Source organism: Sinorhizobium sojae CCBAU 05684, assembly GCF_002288525.1.
Classification (GTDB): domain Bacteria; phylum Pseudomonadota; class Alphaproteobacteria; order Rhizobiales; family Rhizobiaceae; genus Sinorhizobium; species Sinorhizobium sojae.
In genome coordinates this window covers 3,611,392-3,627,856 of the sequence record NZ_CP023067.1, presented here as the reverse complement: position 1 = coordinate 3,627,856, position 16,465 = coordinate 3,611,392, and the positions used below count along the sequence as shown (strand labels likewise).

General features: G+C 63.2%; 15 protein-coding genes and 1 pseudogene. 10 read left to right on the top strand and 6 right to left on the bottom strand.

Annotated features, from left to right (window positions below):
• The first annotated feature begins 146 nt into the window (after window positions 1-146).
• From SJ05684_RS17500 to SJ05684_RS17480, 5 genes and pseudogenes are all read left to right on the top strand, one after another.
• Window positions 147-1,427: an imelysin family protein gene (locus SJ05684_RS17500; RefSeq protein WP_034853645.1), complete on the top strand. Its 1,281-nt coding sequence runs from the start codon at window positions 147-149 to the stop codon at window positions 1,425-1,427.
• A gap of 52 nt (window positions 1,428-1,479) precedes the next feature.
• A pseudogene (locus tag SJ05684_RS17495) lies at window positions 1,480-3,086 on the top strand (di-heme oxidoreductase family protein).
• Window positions 3,086-4,213 carry an imelysin family protein gene (locus tag SJ05684_RS17490; RefSeq protein WP_095694294.1) on the top strand — a complete coding sequence of 376 codons (1,128 nt, stop codon included), beginning with the start codon at window positions 3,086-3,088 and terminating at the stop codon, window positions 4,211-4,213. Before SJ05684_RS17495 ends, SJ05684_RS17490 begins: the two are co-directional and overlap by 1 nt.
• A gap of 181 nt (window positions 4,214-4,394) precedes the next feature.
• Window positions 4,395-5,384 carry a magnesium transporter CorA family protein gene (locus SJ05684_RS17485; RefSeq protein ID WP_034853638.1) on the top strand — a complete coding sequence of 330 codons (990 nt, stop codon included), beginning with the start codon at window positions 4,395-4,397 and terminating at the stop codon, window positions 5,382-5,384.
• 260 nt (window positions 5,385-5,644) lie between these two features.
• A complete protein-coding gene (locus SJ05684_RS17480; RefSeq protein ID WP_050979964.1) occupies window positions 5,645-6,685 on the top strand; it encodes a DUF1513 domain-containing protein in 1,041 nt (346 codons plus the stop codon).
• A 207-nt stretch (window positions 6,686-6,892) separates the two neighbouring features.
• Here SJ05684_RS17480 and SJ05684_RS17475 read toward each other — a convergent pair whose 3' ends face one another.
• A complete protein-coding gene (locus SJ05684_RS17475) occupies window positions 6,893-7,447 on the bottom strand; it encodes a GNAT family N-acetyltransferase (RefSeq protein ID WP_034853634.1) in 555 nt (184 codons plus the stop codon).
• Window positions 7,448-7,669: 222 nt separating this feature from the next.
• On the opposite strand from SJ05684_RS17475, the gene SJ05684_RS17470 reads away from it, so the two are divergent.
• The 3 genes from SJ05684_RS17470 (at window position 7,670) to guaA (ending at window position 10,405) form a co-directional block, all read left to right on the top strand.
• Window positions 7,670-8,056, top strand: coding sequence for a PaaI family thioesterase (locus SJ05684_RS17470; RefSeq protein ID WP_244426618.1), 387 nt, complete (start codon window positions 7,670-7,672; stop codon window positions 8,054-8,056).
• Complete coding sequence (locus SJ05684_RS17465) at window positions 8,053-8,691, top strand: 5'-methylthioadenosine/S-adenosylhomocysteine nucleosidase (protein ID WP_034853612.1); 639 nt, start codon at window positions 8,053-8,055, stop codon at window positions 8,689-8,691. The genes SJ05684_RS17470 and SJ05684_RS17465 overlap by 4 nt, the downstream gene beginning before the upstream one ends.
• Before the next feature lie 151 nt (window positions 8,692-8,842).
• Window positions 8,843-10,405: a glutamine-hydrolyzing GMP synthase gene (gene guaA, locus SJ05684_RS17460; protein WP_034853610.1), complete on the top strand. Its 1,563-nt coding sequence runs from the start codon at window positions 8,843-8,845 to the stop codon at window positions 10,403-10,405.
• On the opposite strand, the gene SJ05684_RS17455 is transcribed toward guaA, so the two are convergent.
• Both SJ05684_RS17455 and SJ05684_RS17450 read right to left on the bottom strand, forming a co-directional pair.
• A complete protein-coding gene (locus tag SJ05684_RS17455) occupies window positions 10,368-11,660 on the bottom strand; it encodes an MFS transporter (protein ID WP_050979962.1) in 1,293 nt (430 codons plus the stop codon). The genes guaA and SJ05684_RS17455 overlap by 38 nt on opposite strands.
• 260 nt (window positions 11,661-11,920) lie before the next feature.
• Window positions 11,921-12,280: a nuclear transport factor 2 family protein gene (locus SJ05684_RS17450; protein ID WP_034853608.1), complete on the bottom strand. Its 360-nt coding sequence runs from the start codon at window positions 12,278-12,280 to the stop codon at window positions 11,921-11,923.
• Window positions 12,281-12,485: 205 nt separating this feature from the next.
• Between SJ05684_RS17450 and SJ05684_RS17445 the strand changes: the two genes are divergently transcribed.
• Complete coding sequence (locus SJ05684_RS17445; protein ID WP_034853606.1) at window positions 12,486-13,136, top strand: hypothetical protein; 651 nt, start codon at window positions 12,486-12,488, stop codon at window positions 13,134-13,136.
• Here the strand turns inward: SJ05684_RS17445 and SJ05684_RS17440 are convergent.
• A complete protein-coding gene (locus SJ05684_RS17440; protein WP_034853630.1) occupies window positions 13,126-14,085 on the bottom strand; it encodes an aldo/keto reductase in 960 nt (319 codons plus the stop codon). The genes SJ05684_RS17445 and SJ05684_RS17440 overlap by 11 nt on opposite strands.
• A 233-nt stretch (window positions 14,086-14,318) precedes the next feature.
• On the opposite strand from SJ05684_RS17440, the gene SJ05684_RS17435 reads away from it, so the two are divergent.
• Window positions 14,319-15,305 carry a Gfo/Idh/MocA family protein gene (locus tag SJ05684_RS17435; RefSeq protein ID WP_034853604.1) on the top strand — a complete coding sequence of 329 codons (987 nt, stop codon included), beginning with the start codon at window positions 14,319-14,321 and terminating at the stop codon, window positions 15,303-15,305.
• A gap of 53 nt (window positions 15,306-15,358) precedes the next feature.
• Here the strand turns inward: SJ05684_RS17435 and SJ05684_RS17430 are convergent, their stop codons facing one another.
• A complete protein-coding gene (locus tag SJ05684_RS17430) occupies window positions 15,359-15,724 on the bottom strand; it encodes a DMT family transporter (protein WP_244426617.1) in 366 nt (121 codons plus the stop codon).
• A gap of 16 nt (window positions 15,725-15,740) precedes the next feature.
• Entirely contained in the window at window positions 15,741-16,451 is a 711-nt protein-coding gene (locus SJ05684_RS17425; protein ID WP_034853602.1) for a class I SAM-dependent methyltransferase, read from the bottom strand.
• Window positions 16,452-16,465 lie beyond the last annotated feature (14 nt).

The following is a 16,465-nucleotide window of genomic DNA, read 5'->3' as shown; positions in this document are numbered from 1 at the left end:
AAGATCCTGGCGAATTCCAGTTAAAGTGGCAATCTAAGAGCGCTCTAAACTATACACGACACTAGTTTACTTTTAGTCCAAGACACCCGGACTCACCGGGCTTCCAGCCGTCTTGCGGCCGCCCTGCGACAAGCGAAGGAGAGGTCATGACCACGAATTTCATCCGCAGCGCCGCCCTGGCGCTCCTGACGGCCACGTCCGGCCTGGCGCTGCAGCCGGCCCAGGCAGCGACCGACGCCGCAGCCGTCGTCAAGCATTATGCGACGATCGCCCATGCAAAGTATGAGGACGCGCTCACGACGGCCGAAGCGCTCGAGAATGCGGTCGACGCGCTGATCGCAAATCCGAGCGAGGAGACACTGAAGGCCGCGCGCGAGGCATGGCTGAAGGCGCGCAATCCCTACCAGGAGACGGAGGTCTACCGTTTCGGCAACGCGATCGTTGACGAGTGGGAAGGCAAGGTCAATGCCTGGCCGCTGGACGAGGGCCTGATCGATTATGTCGATGCGAGCTACGGGACAGAAAGCGATGAAAACGCCCTCTTCGTTGCCAATGTGATCGCCAACAAGCCGATCAAGATCGACGGCAAGGACGTCGATGCGACCAACATCACGCCGGAGTTCCTCGCCGGCACGCTGCAGGAGGCCGGCGGCATCGAGGCGAATGTCGCGACCGGCTATCATGCGATCGAATTCCTGCTCTGGGGCCAGGACCTGAACGCCACCGGTCCCGGCGCCGGCAACAGGGCCTACACGGATTTCGACACCAAGGCCTGCACCAACGGCAATTGCGGTCGCCGCGCCGCCTATCTCAAGGCCGCAACGAGCCTGCTCGTCTCCGATCTCAAGGAGATGGTCGCCAACTGGGCACCGGAAGGCGAGGCCGCCAAGGCGGTCGAAGCCGATCCCAAGGCGGGCATCGCCGCGATCCTCACCGGCATGGGCTCGCTCTCCTATGGCGAACTCGCCGGCGAACGCATGAAGCTCGGCTTGCTGCTGCACGATCCGGAGGAGGAACATGATTGCTTCTCCGATAACACCCATAACTCGCATCTGCACGACGCGATCGGCATCCAGTCCGCCTATACCGGTGAATACATCCGGATCGACGGCACGAAGCTCACTGGTCCTTCCGTATCCGAACTCGTCGCCGCCAAGGACTCGGGCCTCGACAAGGAGATGAAGAACAATCTCGCGGCCACGGTCGAGAAGATGCAGGCGATGGCCAAGCGTGCCGAGACCATCGAGGCCTATGACCAGATGATCGGCGAAGGCAATGTCGAGGGTCATGCGACCGTCCAGGCGGCCATCGACGGCCTGGTCGCCCAGGCCAAGACCGTCGAGCGCGTCATTGCGGCCCTCGACCTCGGTCAGATCGAGCTTGAAGGTTCGGACAGCCTGGATAATCCTAACTCCGTCTTCCAATAAGCCAGAAGGCGGGCCGCCTCCGGTCAGGCGGCCCGGTCCTTGTCCGATGAATGTGCCGACGATCCGCTTTCTGGCTCTTTCCGGTGCGCTCCTCGCCGCAACGGCAGCCTTGACGCGCGAGGGCCCCGGCCCGGCCGCGAGCGTGGAAGCCGAGCGAATTGCAATTGCCAAGGCGGATACCCGCCTCTGCCCCGCCGAGCAGGGCAGAGGAAGGTGCCTGCCGGAACGCGACGACCTTTCCGGGCACGATCGCGAGCGCGTGCTCAAGGTGACGCGGCCGGCCACCGACTTCTCCAACGCCGAACAGTTCGAAGCGATGTCAGGCGGCGCGACGACGACCCTCGCGCCGCTCGACGAGAAGGTGTTCTCGCAGTTCTTCGCCAATCTGCCCTTCGAGGCCGAGCAGAGTTTCGAGCTCGGCAAGGCCCTGTTCGAAAAGCTCTGGTCTCCTCCCCTTCCTCCACGCAGGCCTCTGACGGGCTCGGGCCGCTCTACAATGCACGGGCATGCGCCAGCTGCCATCCGCGAGATGGACGCGGTCGTCCGCCCGAGGGATCGGCGGATGCGACGTCGATGTTCTACCGCCTCGCCCGGCCGCCGCGTGACCAGGCCGAGCGGCAGATGATCGTCGCCGACGAAGTGCTCAACTTTCCGGATCCGGTCTATGGCGCACAGATGCAGGACAGCGCCGTGCCGGGCCTCGCAGCCGAGGGCCGCATCGTCATCACCTATGAGGAAGAGCCAGTGACGCTTGCCGGCGGCGAGACGATCACTCTCAGGAAGCCCCATTATGCGGTGGCCGATCTCGGCTATGGCTCCATGGATCCGGCGACGACGCTGTCGCCGCGAGTGGCCCCGGCGATGATCGGTCTAGGCTTGATCGAAGCTATCCATGAGGCGGATATCCTCGCCAATGCCGATCCGGACGACAGGAACGGCGACGGCATCAGCGGCCGGGCGGCGCTCGTTCGTGACCGGAAGAGCGGCACCGTCACCCTTGGACGTTTCGGGTGGAAAGCACAGAACCCGACCATTCTTCAGCAGACGGCCGATGCCTTCGCGACCGATATCGGCATTTCCACCCCTGATCTCGATCGCAGCCACGGCGATTGCACGGCGGCACAATCTGCCTGCCTTCGGCTCCCGACCGGCGTGCAGGCGCGGCTCGGACCGGTGGAAGCTCCCGACCCGGTGCTCGGGCTCGTCACCTTCTATTCGGCCAGCCTCGCCGTGCCCGCCCGGCGCAAGGCGAGCTTTCCCGAGACGCTGAAGGGCAAGCGGCTCTTCTACGAGGCGGGCTGTCCCGCCTGTCACATTCCCAAATATGTGACCCGCCGCGACGCCGCGCACACGGAGGTGGCCTTCCAGCTGGTCTGGCCCTATTCCGACTTCCTGCTGCACGACATGGGCGAGGGCCTCGCCGACGGCCAAGAGGTCGGTCTCGCCAGCGGACGCGAGTGGCGCACGCCGCCGCTCTGGGGGATCGGACTGACAAGGACCGTCAGCGGCCATACGTTCCTGCTCCACGACGGGCGTGCACGCAATTTCACCGAGGCGATTCTCTGGCACGGCGGCGAAGCGGAAATGGCCCGCAGCGCCTTTGCCGCCATGCCGAAGGATGACCGCAATGCCCTCTTGACCTTTCTGGAGTCGCTCTGATGCGCCTGAGCCTGTTCCTGCCCCTCGGCCTCCTGTGTCTCGCGATTGCCGCCGTTCCCGCGGCGGCGCAGGAAAGCGAGGCGCCTTTGCCGCGCGTCCTCGACGAGGCGGCGCTTCCTGGAGTGATGGCAAGGGCCGTGGACGACTTCATTATTCCCGGCTACCGCGATCTGGCGCGGTCGACGGCGGCCCTTGCCGAAACGATCGAAGCCCTTTGCGAGACCCCTTCCGACGCCCCTCTACGTGCGGGACGGTCGGCCTTCACGAATCTCGTCGCGACATGGTCCGCGGTCGAAATCATTCGTGTCGGGCCGGCGATCAAGCAGAACCGCTTCGAACGCTTTCTCTTCTACCCGGACCGTAAAAGTACCGGCTTGAAGCAGGTCCAGGCCATTCTCGCCAAGCGCGACGAGAGCGCGACCGACGTCGAAAGCCTCAGGATGAAAAGCGTTGCGGTCCAGGGCCTCGGCGCGCTCGAATATGTGCTCTATGGCACAGGCTCGGGAGCGCTTGCCGGCAGCGAAGGCGCCTTCCGTTGCCGCTACGGCCGCGCCATTGCAATGAACCTCGAAACGATTGCCGACGAATTGGTTGCCGCCTGGGAAAGGCCCGATGGAATCCAGGCCGCATGGAAAAGGCCGGGGCCTGACAATCCGCTCTTCCGCGACAAGCGCGAAGCCGCGACCGAATTGCTCGGCATTCTCGTCCACAGCGTCGAGATGGTAAAGGACCAGAGGCTGCGTCCCCTCTATGCCGGAACGATCGACCGCAAGCCGGGGAGGAGCAATCCGAAACTCGCCATCTACTGGCGTTCCGGCAATACGATGCCGTCCCTGTCGGCGAATTTCCGCGGGCTGCAGGCGCTCTTCAACCGGGCAGGGATGGAAGACCTGCTTCCCGCCGACAGCCGCTCGATCGCCGGCTCGGTGAATTTTCTCCTGAAGACGCTGGCGAGTGCGGCCGGCCGGGTCGACGGGCCTCTCGACGCGGCGCTTGCAGACGACAAGCGGCGCGCGATGCTCGCTTTCATCGCACTCAACACCGCCGACCTGCTCGACCGCCTCAACCGCGATTTCGGCGGCGCCATCGGACTCGGGGCCGGATTTTCCTTTGCCGACGGCGATTGACAAGCAGCGCTTTTGGGCGCAAATCGCGTTCCATGTCCGGAGCTGCGGGCATGATGTCACCCACAAGGATCAATTCAAATGAACCCCGACAGTCGAAGTCGAGTCTTCGTGCTCGCGGCCGTCCGGACCTGATTGATCAGGGCTCCCGGCGGTCGAACGACTTGGCCTCATGGAGCTCAACATGCTGCGCATCTACAAAAGCCAGAACAGCCATCTCGTGCTCGTCGATCACTCCGCCGGCCTTGCCACCGAAGAGACCGTCACTTGGTTCGACCTCTTCAATCCTTCCGCCGACGAGACGCGGCTCGTGGAGGACTATCTCGGCATCGCGATCCCGACAAGCGACGAGATGCAGGAGATCGAGCTTTCCGACCGGCTTTACCAGGAGGACGGCGCCGAGTTCATGACCATCACGGCGACCGCCAAGCTCGACAGCGATCAGCCGGGCAAGGCGCCGGTGACCTTCATCCTCAAGGGGGCGAGCCTCGTTACCGTGCGCCACGCCGACCCGAAGCCATTCCAGCTCTATGCCAATCGCATCCAGAAGCCGAATGGGGCGGTCTGCGAAACGGGCGAGCTCGTAATGCTCGGCCTGCTCGAGTCCATGATCGACCGTATCGCCGATACGCTGGAGCGCGCCGGCGATGAAGTCGACGCGATCTCGCGCGAGGTCTTCCGCAAGTCCCATGCCAGCGCCACCAAGAAGACGCGCGACCTGCAGTCGCTGATCGAGCAGATCGGGCAGAAGGGCGACCTGCTGACGACCATCCGCGAAAGCCTTGTCAGCATAGGCCGGCTCGTCGCCTATCACGTCGCGACCGAAGGGAGCGGCCCGCGCAAGGCGGGCAAGGAAAGTCGGCAGCGGATCAAGCTGATCCAGCGCGATGCGACCTCGCTCGGCGACCACGCGCTGTTTCTGTCGAACAAGATCAATTTCCTGCTCGATGCGACGCTCGGCCTGATCAATCTCGAGCAGAACCAGATCATCAAGATCTTCTCGGTGGCGGCAGTGGTCTTCCTGCCCCCGACCCTGGTCGCCTCGATCTACGGCATGAATTTCCAGGCGATGCCGGAACTCGCCTGGCGGCTCGGCTATCCCTATGCGCTTGGCATGATGGTGCTTTCGGCGCTGGTGCCGTATCTCTATTTCAAGCGCCGCGGGTGGTTGTGACCATGACGCACTCCCCTCGGCAGTGCCCTAGGCCAACCCTCCCCAATCGCTCCCCAGGGGCTTACGATGCCTCACCGGCATCGCTCAATCTCAACGGTTCCGCACGTTCTGGCGTCAAAGTTGGGGTTCGGCGGGCCGGGGGTGCAAGCCCCTCTCTCCTGTGGGGAGGGGTTGGGGAGAGGTTTGCCACGGAAAAACGCCTCCGCCTCGCAAGTCGTATCACCCCCAAGAACCTCATCGACCGACGCAGCTTCATCGAAATGGCGGGTGCCGCCTGGGTGGCGGCACTTGGTCCCCGCGCCGCCTTCGCGTTCGAAAGAGCGGACGCCGTCTTTGCCTCCGCCTTCATGGCGCCGGATGGCAGCTACGGCATCGCGACACTTACCGAAGCGGGCGAGATCGTCGACCGCACGATACTGCCGGCACGCGCACACGGCCTGGCCTTCTCGCCGGCGAGCCGACAAACGGTCGCCTTCGCTCGCCGGCCAGGCATCTATGCGATGATACTTGCAATGGACCGACAGGGCGAACCGGTCGTGATTACAACTGTGGAAGGCCGTCACTTCTACGGCCACGGCTGTTTTTCCGCGGACGGTCGGCTGCTCTACGCCACGGAAAACGATTTCGCCGCCAATCGCGGCATGGTCGGCGTCTATGACGGCACGGAAGGGTTTACCCGGATCGGCGAATTTCCGACCTACGGCATTGGGCCGCACGACATGGCGCTCTCTTCGGACGGGCGCACGCTGATCATCGCCAATGGCGGCATCGAGACCCATCCGGACTTCGGCCGCACAAAGCTCAATCTCGACCATATGGAGCCGAGCCTCACCCTTGTCGACACGGCGACGGGCGCCCTCGTCGAAAAGCACGCGCTGCCGCCGGCATTGCGGCAGCTTTCTACCCGTCATGTCGATATCGGCGCCGATGGGCGAATCTGGTTCGCCTGCCAGTACGAAGGCCCACGCAACGACCTGCCGCCGCTCGTCGGCCATTTTGGGAAAGGCGAGACGCTGACCTTCGTCGACCTGCCGGAGCGCACCACACTGGCGCTTGCCAATTATGTCGGCGCCATTGCCGTGAACCGCCGCGAGGGGCTGGTCGGCCTGACCTCTCCCAGGGGCAACGCCGCCGTGACGCTCGACGCGAAAACCGGTGCGGTGGTGAGGGAGGAGCGCATAGCGGATGCGGCGGGAGTGGCGGCGGCGGCGCATGGTTTTGCGGTTTCATCCTATGATGGACTCTTCGAGAGGCACCGGAGCGCCGTCGCGTGGGATCAGCACATCGTCCGACTCGGCTAGCAGTGGGTAACGCGAACGACGGTCCCCGGACTTCACCCCTCTCCAACAAGACCCCTCCCCAATCCCACCCCACGAGGGGGAGGGGCTTGGTGCCCGCGGCAATCGGCGTGATTTCTATCACAGAGCGCAGGATGGGCGAGCAGGGCGCGGCCCGGTTGGCCCCCTCCCCCTTGTGGGAGGGGTCTCGTTCACCGGTTGCGAAGAGTCTTATGTCGCGCGCCTCCCAGCACCCGAAAGCGCCGCGAGGTCGTCCCAGCGATAGGCGACTTGAACCAGGCGCTCCCCGCCGACGCCGACACGGCCCTCGCCGACGGCGCGCGCACCCACCCGTTCGTAGAATGCCCTGTTTGGATTGTCCGCCAGGACCCAGGCAAAAAGTGATGAAGCTCCCAATTCCCGGCAATGGGCCGCAACCGTGCGCACGAGCGCCGAGCCGATGCCGGCGCTATGATATTCCGGCAGGATATAGAGCTCGTATAGCTCCCGGTCGAAGGCCGGCGGCATGCCACGCGACCGCCCATAACTGGCGAAGCCGACCACCCGGCCGTCCGAAAGATCGACCGCGACCGTGAGGAAACTCCCCGGAACGCGCATCCGACGCGCATGCGCGATGGCCTGCTTCTCGACCGTCATTGAATCGAGATAGGCATCGGATATGATGCCGCGAAAAGTTGCACGCCAGGTCGCGACCAGAACCGAGGCGATCGCCATGAGATCGTCTGGCTCGGCCGGCCTGATCTCGATACGTTTGATGTTCTTCATTTCAAAGATATATGGACGCGCCGTGCCCGACAAAAGTCTGCGCGTCTCCCATTCGCACGGCCGGTCGGCATCTGGCGAAATGCGCTTGTTCTCCGGCAAAGCGCGTGCAACTGTCGGCCTCAATGAACAGGGATTGCGCGAGGGGCAGTTGCATTGAGGGAAGTTAGCGAACCACATGATTTTCGCGCCCGAATCCGCGAGAGTTTCGAGCGCCAGGCGGCGATGCTCACGATCGGTGCGGAACTGACGCGCGTCGAACAGGGAACGGTTGAAATCGAATTGCCTTTCGATGCCAAGCTGACGCAGCAACACGGCCTGCTGCATGCCGGTGTCATTTCCGCCGCGCTCGATGCGGCCGGCACCTACGCGGCCTATTCGGTGATCGATCCCGACGCATCGCTGCTGACGATCGAGTTCAAGGTCAACCTGCTCGCGCCCGGCCGCGGCGAACGCTTCCTCTTCCGTGGCGTGGTCACGAAGCCGGGGACGACGATTATCGTTTCGGACGGGCGCGCCTATGCGGTGAGGCCGGATGGACCGGCAAAGTTGATCGCCTCGATGACCGGAACGATGATGGTGGTGCGCGGACGCGAGGGGATCGAGGGATGAATTTCGAGCTGAAGGCGGTAGCCGGCAGGAAGATCCTCTATGTGATGGCGCTGGACCCGGAATATGGCCCCTGCCTCAAGGCCCGCATCACGCCGCTGATGACCGGTGTCGGCCCTGTCGAGGCCGCCGTCGCGCTGACGAAGGCGCTGGCCGAGCTTCGTGCCGCCGACAGGCTGCCGGATCTCGTCGTTTCGCTCGGCTCGGCAGGCTCGGCAACGCTCGAGCAGACCGAAGTCTACCAGGCTAGCTCCGTTGGCTACCGGGACATGGATGCCTCTCCGCTCGGCTTCGAGAAGGGCGCCACGCCCTTCCTGGATCTCCCGGCCGTCGTGCCCTTGCCGCTGCGCATCCCGGGAATAAAGGATGCGCGGCTTTCGACCGGTGGCAACATCGTTACCGGAAAAGCCTATGACGGGATAGACGCCGACATGGTCGAGATGGAGACCTTCGCGGCCTTGCGCGCCTCCCAAGCCTTCGGCCTTCCGCTGATCGGACTCCGCGGCATTTCGGACGGCAAGGCGGAACTGAAGCATGTCGACGACTGGAGGGAATATCTGCACGTCGTCGACGAGAAGCTTGCCGAGGCGATCGACAGGCTGGAGGCAGCCATCGAAAGCGGAGAAATCCGGCTCTGAGCTGTTCCAGCGGGCGCTAAATTGTCCGGGTGCAATGTAATCGTTGCGCCCGCGGCGGGCTTTCATTAAAGGCTCGCCATGATCCGGGGTTCGGGCCTATCGAATTCGTCCATTCTGTTCAGGTCCTGACTCACTCGTTCGAAGGCGCGACATGACCCAGACAGCCCATCCCGATACCGTCCTCATCGTCGATTTCGGCAGCCAGGTGACGCAGCTCATCGCCCGGCGCGTGCGTGAAGCCGGCGTCTATTGCGAGATCGTGCCGTTCCAGTCGGCCGAGGAGGGCTTCAGGCGCCTGAGCCCGAAGGCGGTGATCCTGTCGGGCAGCCCGGCATCCACCCTCGACATCGGTTCGCCACGGGCACCCTCCATCATTTTCGAGAGTGGCCTTCCGGTCTTCGGCATCTGCTATGGCCAGCAGACCATGTGCGCCCAGCTCGGCGGCACGGTGGAAAGCGGCCATCATCGCGAATTCGGCCGCGCCTTCCTGGAAGTGGAGAAGGACTGCGATCTCTTCGAAGGCCTGTGGTCGGTCGGCTCCCGCCACCAGGTCTGGATGTCGCATGGCGACCGCGTCACCACGTTGCCGCCGGGCTTCGAGGTCGTCGCCACCTCGCCCAATGCCCCCTTCGCCTTCATTGCCGACGAGAAGCGCAAATATTACGCCGTGCAGTTCCATCCGGAAGTCGTGCACACGCCGGACGGCGCCAAACTGATCGCCAACTTCGTGCACAAGATCGCTAATATCAAGGGCGACTGGACGATGTCGGCCTATCGGGCGAAGGCGGTCGAGTCGATCCGGGAACAGGTGGGCGACAGGAAGGTGATCTGTGCGCTTTCGGGCGGCGTCGATTCCTCCGTCGCGGCGCTCCTCATCCATGAGGCCGTCGGCGACCAGCTCACCTGCATCCTGGTCGACCACGGTCTGATGCGCAAGGACGAGGCGGCCAACGTCGTCGCCATGTTCCGGGAACACTACAATCTCAGCCTTCTCCATATCGATGCCTCCGACCGTTTCATCGGCGAACTCGAGGGCGTCAGCGATCCGGAAACCAAGCGCAAGATCATCGGCCGGCTCTTCATCGAAGTCTTCGAGGAAGAAGCCAAGAAGCTCGGCGGCGCCGATTTCCTCGCGCAGGGCACGCTCTATCCGGACGTGATCGAAAGCGTTTCCTTCACCGGCGGTCCGTCGGTGACGATCAAGTCGCACCACAATGTCGGCGGCCTTCCGGAGCGTATGAACATGCAGCTCGTCGAGCCCCTGCGCGAGCTCTTCAAGGACGAGGTGCGCGTGCTCGGCCGCGAACTCGGCCTGCCGGAAAGCTTCATCGGTCGCCATCCCTTCCCCGGTCCGGGCCTCGCGATCCGCTGCCCCGGCGGCATCACCCGCGAGAAGCTCGAAATCCTGCGTGAGGCGGATGCGATCTATCTCGACGAGATCCGCAAGGCCGGGCTTTACGATGCCATCTGGCAGGCATTCGCCGTGCTCCTGCCTGTGCAGACCGTCGGCGTCATGGGCGACGGGCGCACCTACGAATATGTCTGCGCATTGCGCGCCGTGACCTCGGTCGACGGCATGACCGCCGACTTCTACCACTACGACATGGAATTCCTGGGCCGTGCCGCCACCCGCATCATCAACGAGGTCCGCGGCATCAACCGCGTCGTCTATGACGTCACCTCGAAGCCGCCCGGCACGATCGAGTGGGAGTGATCGGCTCCCGCATGAAGACGGCGACGACCGCGCCCGAGAAAAAGGTCAGCGCGGCGATCGAGAAAATCGCCACGGCGAGGCCAAAGCGATCGGCGATGAGCCCGGCGGAGAGCGCGCCGATTGCATAGCCGAGGTCGCGCCAGAAGCGGTAAACACTCAGCGAACGCGCTCGCCATGAGGGGTGCGAGGCATCGGAGACAGCGGCGATCAGGGCCGGATAGACCATGGCCGTGCCAAGACCGAGGAGCAGGCTGCCGGCAAGCCACCACTCGAATTGGCGCGTTGCCGCCGTTAGCAACAGGCCGGCGGCCTGGATCCACATGCCGGCGACGATCAGGCCTTTGCGGCCCCAGCGGTCGCTCAAGGGGCCGGTAACGATCTGCAGGCTGCCCCAGGTCGCGGGATAGGCGGCCTTGAGGATGCCGATGCGCTCCACACCGAGGCCGAAGGCGGCGAAAAACAGCGGAAAGATGCCCCAGCTCATCCCGTCATTGAGGTTGTTGACAAGACCGGCCTGCGACGCGGCGAACAGATTGCGATCCCGGAACGATGTCAGAGCAAACACCTCCCGAAAGCTGATCGGTGCAGCCTCCTCGGCATTGGAGGAAACTTCTAGCCGGACATGGTCTCGCGTGTCGCGCACCATGAGGACCGACAGCACAGTGCCCAGGCCCGCATAGGCGACTCCGAGATAGATCGGCGCGGGGCGCAGGCCGTAGCGCGAGGCGAGATAGCCGGTGAGGAATGCCGTCGCGCCCACCGCGAGATAACCGGCGAATTCGTTGAGGCCCACGGCAAGGCCGCGCGATTTCGGTCCGACCAGATCGATCTTCATGATCACCGTCATCGACCAGGCCAGCCCCTGATTGATCCCGAGAAGGGCATTGGCGGCGATGATCCATTCCCAACTCGGCGCCCAAATGATCATGAAGGGAACCGGCAGGCCGACCAGCCAGCCAAGGACGAGCACACGCTTGCGTCCCCAGATATCGGCGAGCTGACCGGAGACGAGATTGGCGAAGGCCTTGACCACACCGAAGCTGACGATGAAGGAGACGATCAGCGTCGTCGAGGCGATACCGAACTCTTCCGCGCCGATCAGCGGCACGACAGTCCGCTCACTGCCGACCATGCCGCCCACGAAGGCATTGACGAGGACAAGCAGGGAGAATTGCGGCCAATTCTCCTTGAGCCCCAGTCGCACTGTCGGCACGCTTTGCAACTGAGGGCGCGCATTGGCATCGGGCAGGATCATCGGATTGCCCCTCACGAAGGCTCGCCGGAAACCATCGATTCCTCATGCACGATATGATGAGTGAGGGCCTCGTCAAGAACAGCCCAGTCGCGACGCCTGCCCTCGGCAATATCGAAATGCGAAACCGAGGTCATGGGCCTGGGATGGCCACGCCGATGCGGTTCGCCGGCGGATATGCCGATCTGATTTTAACCAGAGTTGTGGGTCGCGCTGGAGCCGGCGCTCCGATTTTATCGCGAGACGATGGCGCTGCACCGCTGTCATGCGTGCCGATGCCAGACCTTGTTGATGATCAGCCATCGGCCGTCGACCTTCAGCAGGGTCAGATAGTCCGTATAACGCGAGCCCGCGAATTCGTCGACGACCTTCACGCTCGCCGCGTCGCCGGTTATCCCGATCATCTCGACATCCATCAAGGGCTGTCTATCCGGCGGCGCCGGCCCCTCCTCCACTATGGTCGAGATGAATGCGTCGCGCGTCAGCCATTCGACGGAGTCCTCGTAATTGCCGACGATCGAGGCGTTCGGATGGAAGGCCTTGCGCAACGCCGCCTCGTTGGCGAAAGCCATGCCGTCGACGTAGAGGTGAACGACCGCGCTGATGGCCTGCTCTTCGGACATTCCTCAATCCTCCATTTCCGGCGGCGGGAATACCTGACACCATTCGCGCGCCGCTTCATGAGGTGGACGCTATGATAGGTAGGGTATCGCAACGGAATTGCGATACCCATCGCCGGGACCGATTGGCCCTGCGGTAAACGGGTGGTCATAGCCTCCTGCAGATACTAGCCTCTCTCCCAACGCAGGAGAACCTGGTGGAGGAAGGATGAGAAAGCCGGCATCAATGAAGTCGCTGGAGGAGCTTGGCCGCGTCCGCCTATCGGAGAACTTCCTCCTGCGGGACTTTCTGCATTCGGAGATTGCCGAATTCTACGGGATCCCGAACATTCCGGACGACCCGAACCTTACGATCGAGGCGGGCCGGAAACTCTGCGAAGAACTGCTGGAGCCGCTGCAGGCGAGTTTCGGCCGTCTGCACATCCGCTCCGCCTATCGGAACCGCGCCGTCAATGCCTTCGGCAATCGCAACAGGCTCAATTGCTCGACCAACGCGGCGACCGCCGCCGACCACATTTGGGACATGCGGAATGGCGACGGCTTGATGGGCGCGACGGCCTGCATCGTCGTTCCCTGGGTCTGGGACCGGGAGCGGCAAGATGGCGGCTGGCAAAGCCTTGCCTGGTGGATCCATGACCACCTTCCCTATGCCTCGCTCTGCTTCTTCCCGAAGCTTTGGGCCTTCAACATCCAGTGGCACGAGCGGCCATGCCGCACGATCCGCAGCTATGCCGAGCCGCGCGGACTCTTGACCAAGCCGGGCATGGCAAATCACGAGGGCAGCCATGCCGCCTTTTATCCCGGCTATCCCCAACCAGAGACGGCGGCCGCACCGGCACTATACCCTGCTATTCGCTGACGTCGTTCAACCGGCGGATCGCCTCGTCCGAAAGCTCGAGTTCTGCCGCCCTGATCAGGCTTGCCAGCTGCTCGACGCTGGTGGCGCTGGCGATCGGCGCTGTCACGCCCTCTCGAGTCATGATCCAGGCAAGCGCGATTTCGGCTTGTTTGGCGCCGCTTTCCTCCGCAATCTTGTCGAGAACGCCGAGAATGCGCATGCCCCGCCCGTCGAGATATTTTTCCACGCCGTTGCCGCGCGCAGACCCTTCGAGGTCCTTGTGCGAGCGGTACTTGCCGGACAGAAAACCTCGGGCGAGACCGAAATAGGTGATGACGCCGATATCTTCGGCGATGCAGAGATTGCGCAAAGGGCCCTCGAAGGACGCCCGGTCGTAGAGATTATATTCGGGCTGAAGCACCGCATAGCGCGGCAGGTCATTCGCCGCGGAAGCGTCAAGCGCCTCTCGCAACTGTGCGGCGTCGAGGTTTGAGGCACCCACCGCACGGATCTTGCCTTGCGAGAGGAGCCTGTCATAGGCGGCGAGCGTTTCCTCATAAGGCGTATCGGGATCCGGCCAATGCGACAGATAGAGATCGATGTAGTCGGTGCGGAGGCGGGTGAGCGAATCCTCGACCGCCTGCATGATCCACCGCCGCGACAGCCCCTTGCGATCCTGCCCGAGTTCCGAGCCGACCTTGGTGATGATGATCGCGTCGTCACGCGCTCGTCCGGATTGCTTCAGCCAGTTGCCGATAATCGTCTCGGACTCCCCGCCCCTGTTGCCCGGCACCCAGGTGGAATAGGCGTCTGCCGTATCGACGGCGTTGAAGCCCGCACCGAAAAAGGCATCGAGCAGCGCGAACGAGGTCTTCTCATCTGCCGTCCAGCCGAAGACGTTGCCGCCGAAGACGAGTGGGGCGATTGAGAGGCCAGTCCGGCCGAGTACTTTTCCATGGCCTCGCTCCATTTGATTGGATGAAACACGTGCGATCGGGAGGATTGTCGGAAAAACATAGGTCAGCTCCCGCAAGAATGACAACGACTGCCGACGGTTTTTCTCGTCCGGTTGCCGCTTGTCTGGGCACGTACCTCGGCTATAGTCTCGCGGGGTCTGACCACGGGAGATCCCGGTCAATCGCAACAGAGGCGGGAGGGAAACCGCTTCCGATCATTCTTCCCGCTCCAGAAGGAGTCTGCCCCATGCTGCGCTTTGGAATTCTGTCGACGGCCAAGATCGGCCGCGAACTCGTCGTGCCCGCCATTCAGGACGCGGAAAATTGCGTCGTCTCGGCGATCGCCAGCCGCGATCCCGCCAAAGCGAAGGCGATGGCCGACCGCTTTTCCGTGCCGCATGCCTTCGGCTCCTATGAGGAGATGCTCGCCTCCGACACGATCGACGCCGTCTACATACCGCTGCCGACCTCCCAGCATGTCGAGTGGGCGATCAAGGCCGCCGACGCCGGCAAGCATGTGCTCTGTGAAAAGCCATTGGCCTTGGAGGCAGCGGAGATCGACGCGGTGATCGCGGCGCGCGACCGCAACAAGGTGTTGATCTCGGAAGCCTATATGGTGACCTACAGCCCCGTCTGGCGGAAGGTGCGCTCCCTGATCGACGAGGGTGCCATCGGCAGGCTCAGGCACGTGCAGGGCGCCTTCACCTATTTCAACCGCGATCCCGCCAACATGCGCAACATTCCCGCGCTCGGCGGCGGCGGCCTGCCGGATATCGGCGTCTATCCGGCAATCACCACCCGCTTCTCAACCGGCAAGGAGCCGCTGCGGGTGCAGGCCAATACCGAGCGCGATCCGGAATTCGGCACCGACGTCTATTCGAGCGTTCGCGCCGACTTCGGCGACTTCGAACTGAGCTTCTACATCTCCACCCAGCTCGCTGCCCGCCAGGTCATGGTCTTCCATGGCGACCAGGGCTATATCGAGGTGAAATCCCCCTTCAATGCCGACCGCTACGGCCGAGAGGAGCTGGAGCTCACCAACCAGGATCATGGTCAATCGCAGCTTTTCCGTTTCCAGGATGCCCGCCAATACCGGCTCGAGGCGGAGGCTTTCTCAAGAGCGGCGCGCGGCGAGGCCGAGGAGGTGGTGACGCTGGAAAGCTCGCGTTTAAATCAGAAGTTCATCGATGCGATCTATCGCGCCAGCGAAAGGGACGGTTGGGAGCCGGTTTGAAGCCGGCTAACGATATCGCCAGGGGCGGACCTACCTTTTTTGGGTCGCGGATCTCAGGAATTGATGAGGAGCATGCCGCCGATGATGAGCACGGCGCCGGCGGCATAGCGAAGCGTGAGCGCCTCGCCGAGGAACACGGCGGCAAAGACGGGGACGAAGCAGAACGTCAGCGCCATGAACGAGTAGGCGAGCGTCAGCGGCACCGATTTCAAGGTGAAGATCCAGATCACCGTGCCGAGTCCATAAAGCGCCAAGGCTGTCAGGAGCGTCGGATTCGAAACGAGCGACACCAGGTCTTGCAGGTTGAGACCGCCCGTCTTGGCGCTGGTCAGCTTGAACAGGATTTGCCCACTCGAGATCAGGACCGGGGTAAAGATCAATCCGAACCAGACCGCCGGCGAGAGATTGAAGGACATCATCGGCGATCTCCCGGCCTCACGCCCCGTCTTCCCGGTATCTGTCTTCCCGGTAGAAGATGTCGCGCCCGATGTCGATGCATTCATGATGCTCCGGCACCGGGTGCATCGCCCTCAGGAAGGAATGCGTATAGGGGAAGAAATTGAAGTGCGGATTAAAGGTATAGCGGTACTCCCGCTCGCGCGGCACGACGATGATCACACGTCGCCGGGCGATGCGCCGAAGCTCTGCTATGGCGCGGCGATAGTCGAGTATATGCTCGATTACATGGGTGCAGACGACCGTGTCGAACTCCCCGTCGGCAAAGGGCAGTTCCTCGATCTTGGCGGCGACATATTCGATGCCGTCGATGGCCGCGGCGTCGTCGATGGCGAAATCGACGCCGGTCAGCCGGCTGACAGCCGGATTTGTGCTTCCGATCCGCCTGAGCAATGCGCCCGTGCCGCAGCCGACGTCGCATATGCTGGAGCCCCGGATCTCCGTCGCAATCTTGCGGATGCAGGCCTCTGAATTGTCCGTGCCTTCGTGCACCCGCGGATGCTTCCGGTAGAGTTCCTCGTATTCGGCAGCCGACAGGAACGGCGCCCGCTCACGGAAGCGGGCCAGATGCGCGATGTGGTCACCCCATGCAAGGCGGGCGATGCCCTTGAAAAGGCGGGAGTCGCGCAGGATCGGCGGAATGACGTCCTCGATGACGAAGCGGATGCGGTTGGTGGTTTCGCGGTTCATCGGCAATGGTCCAT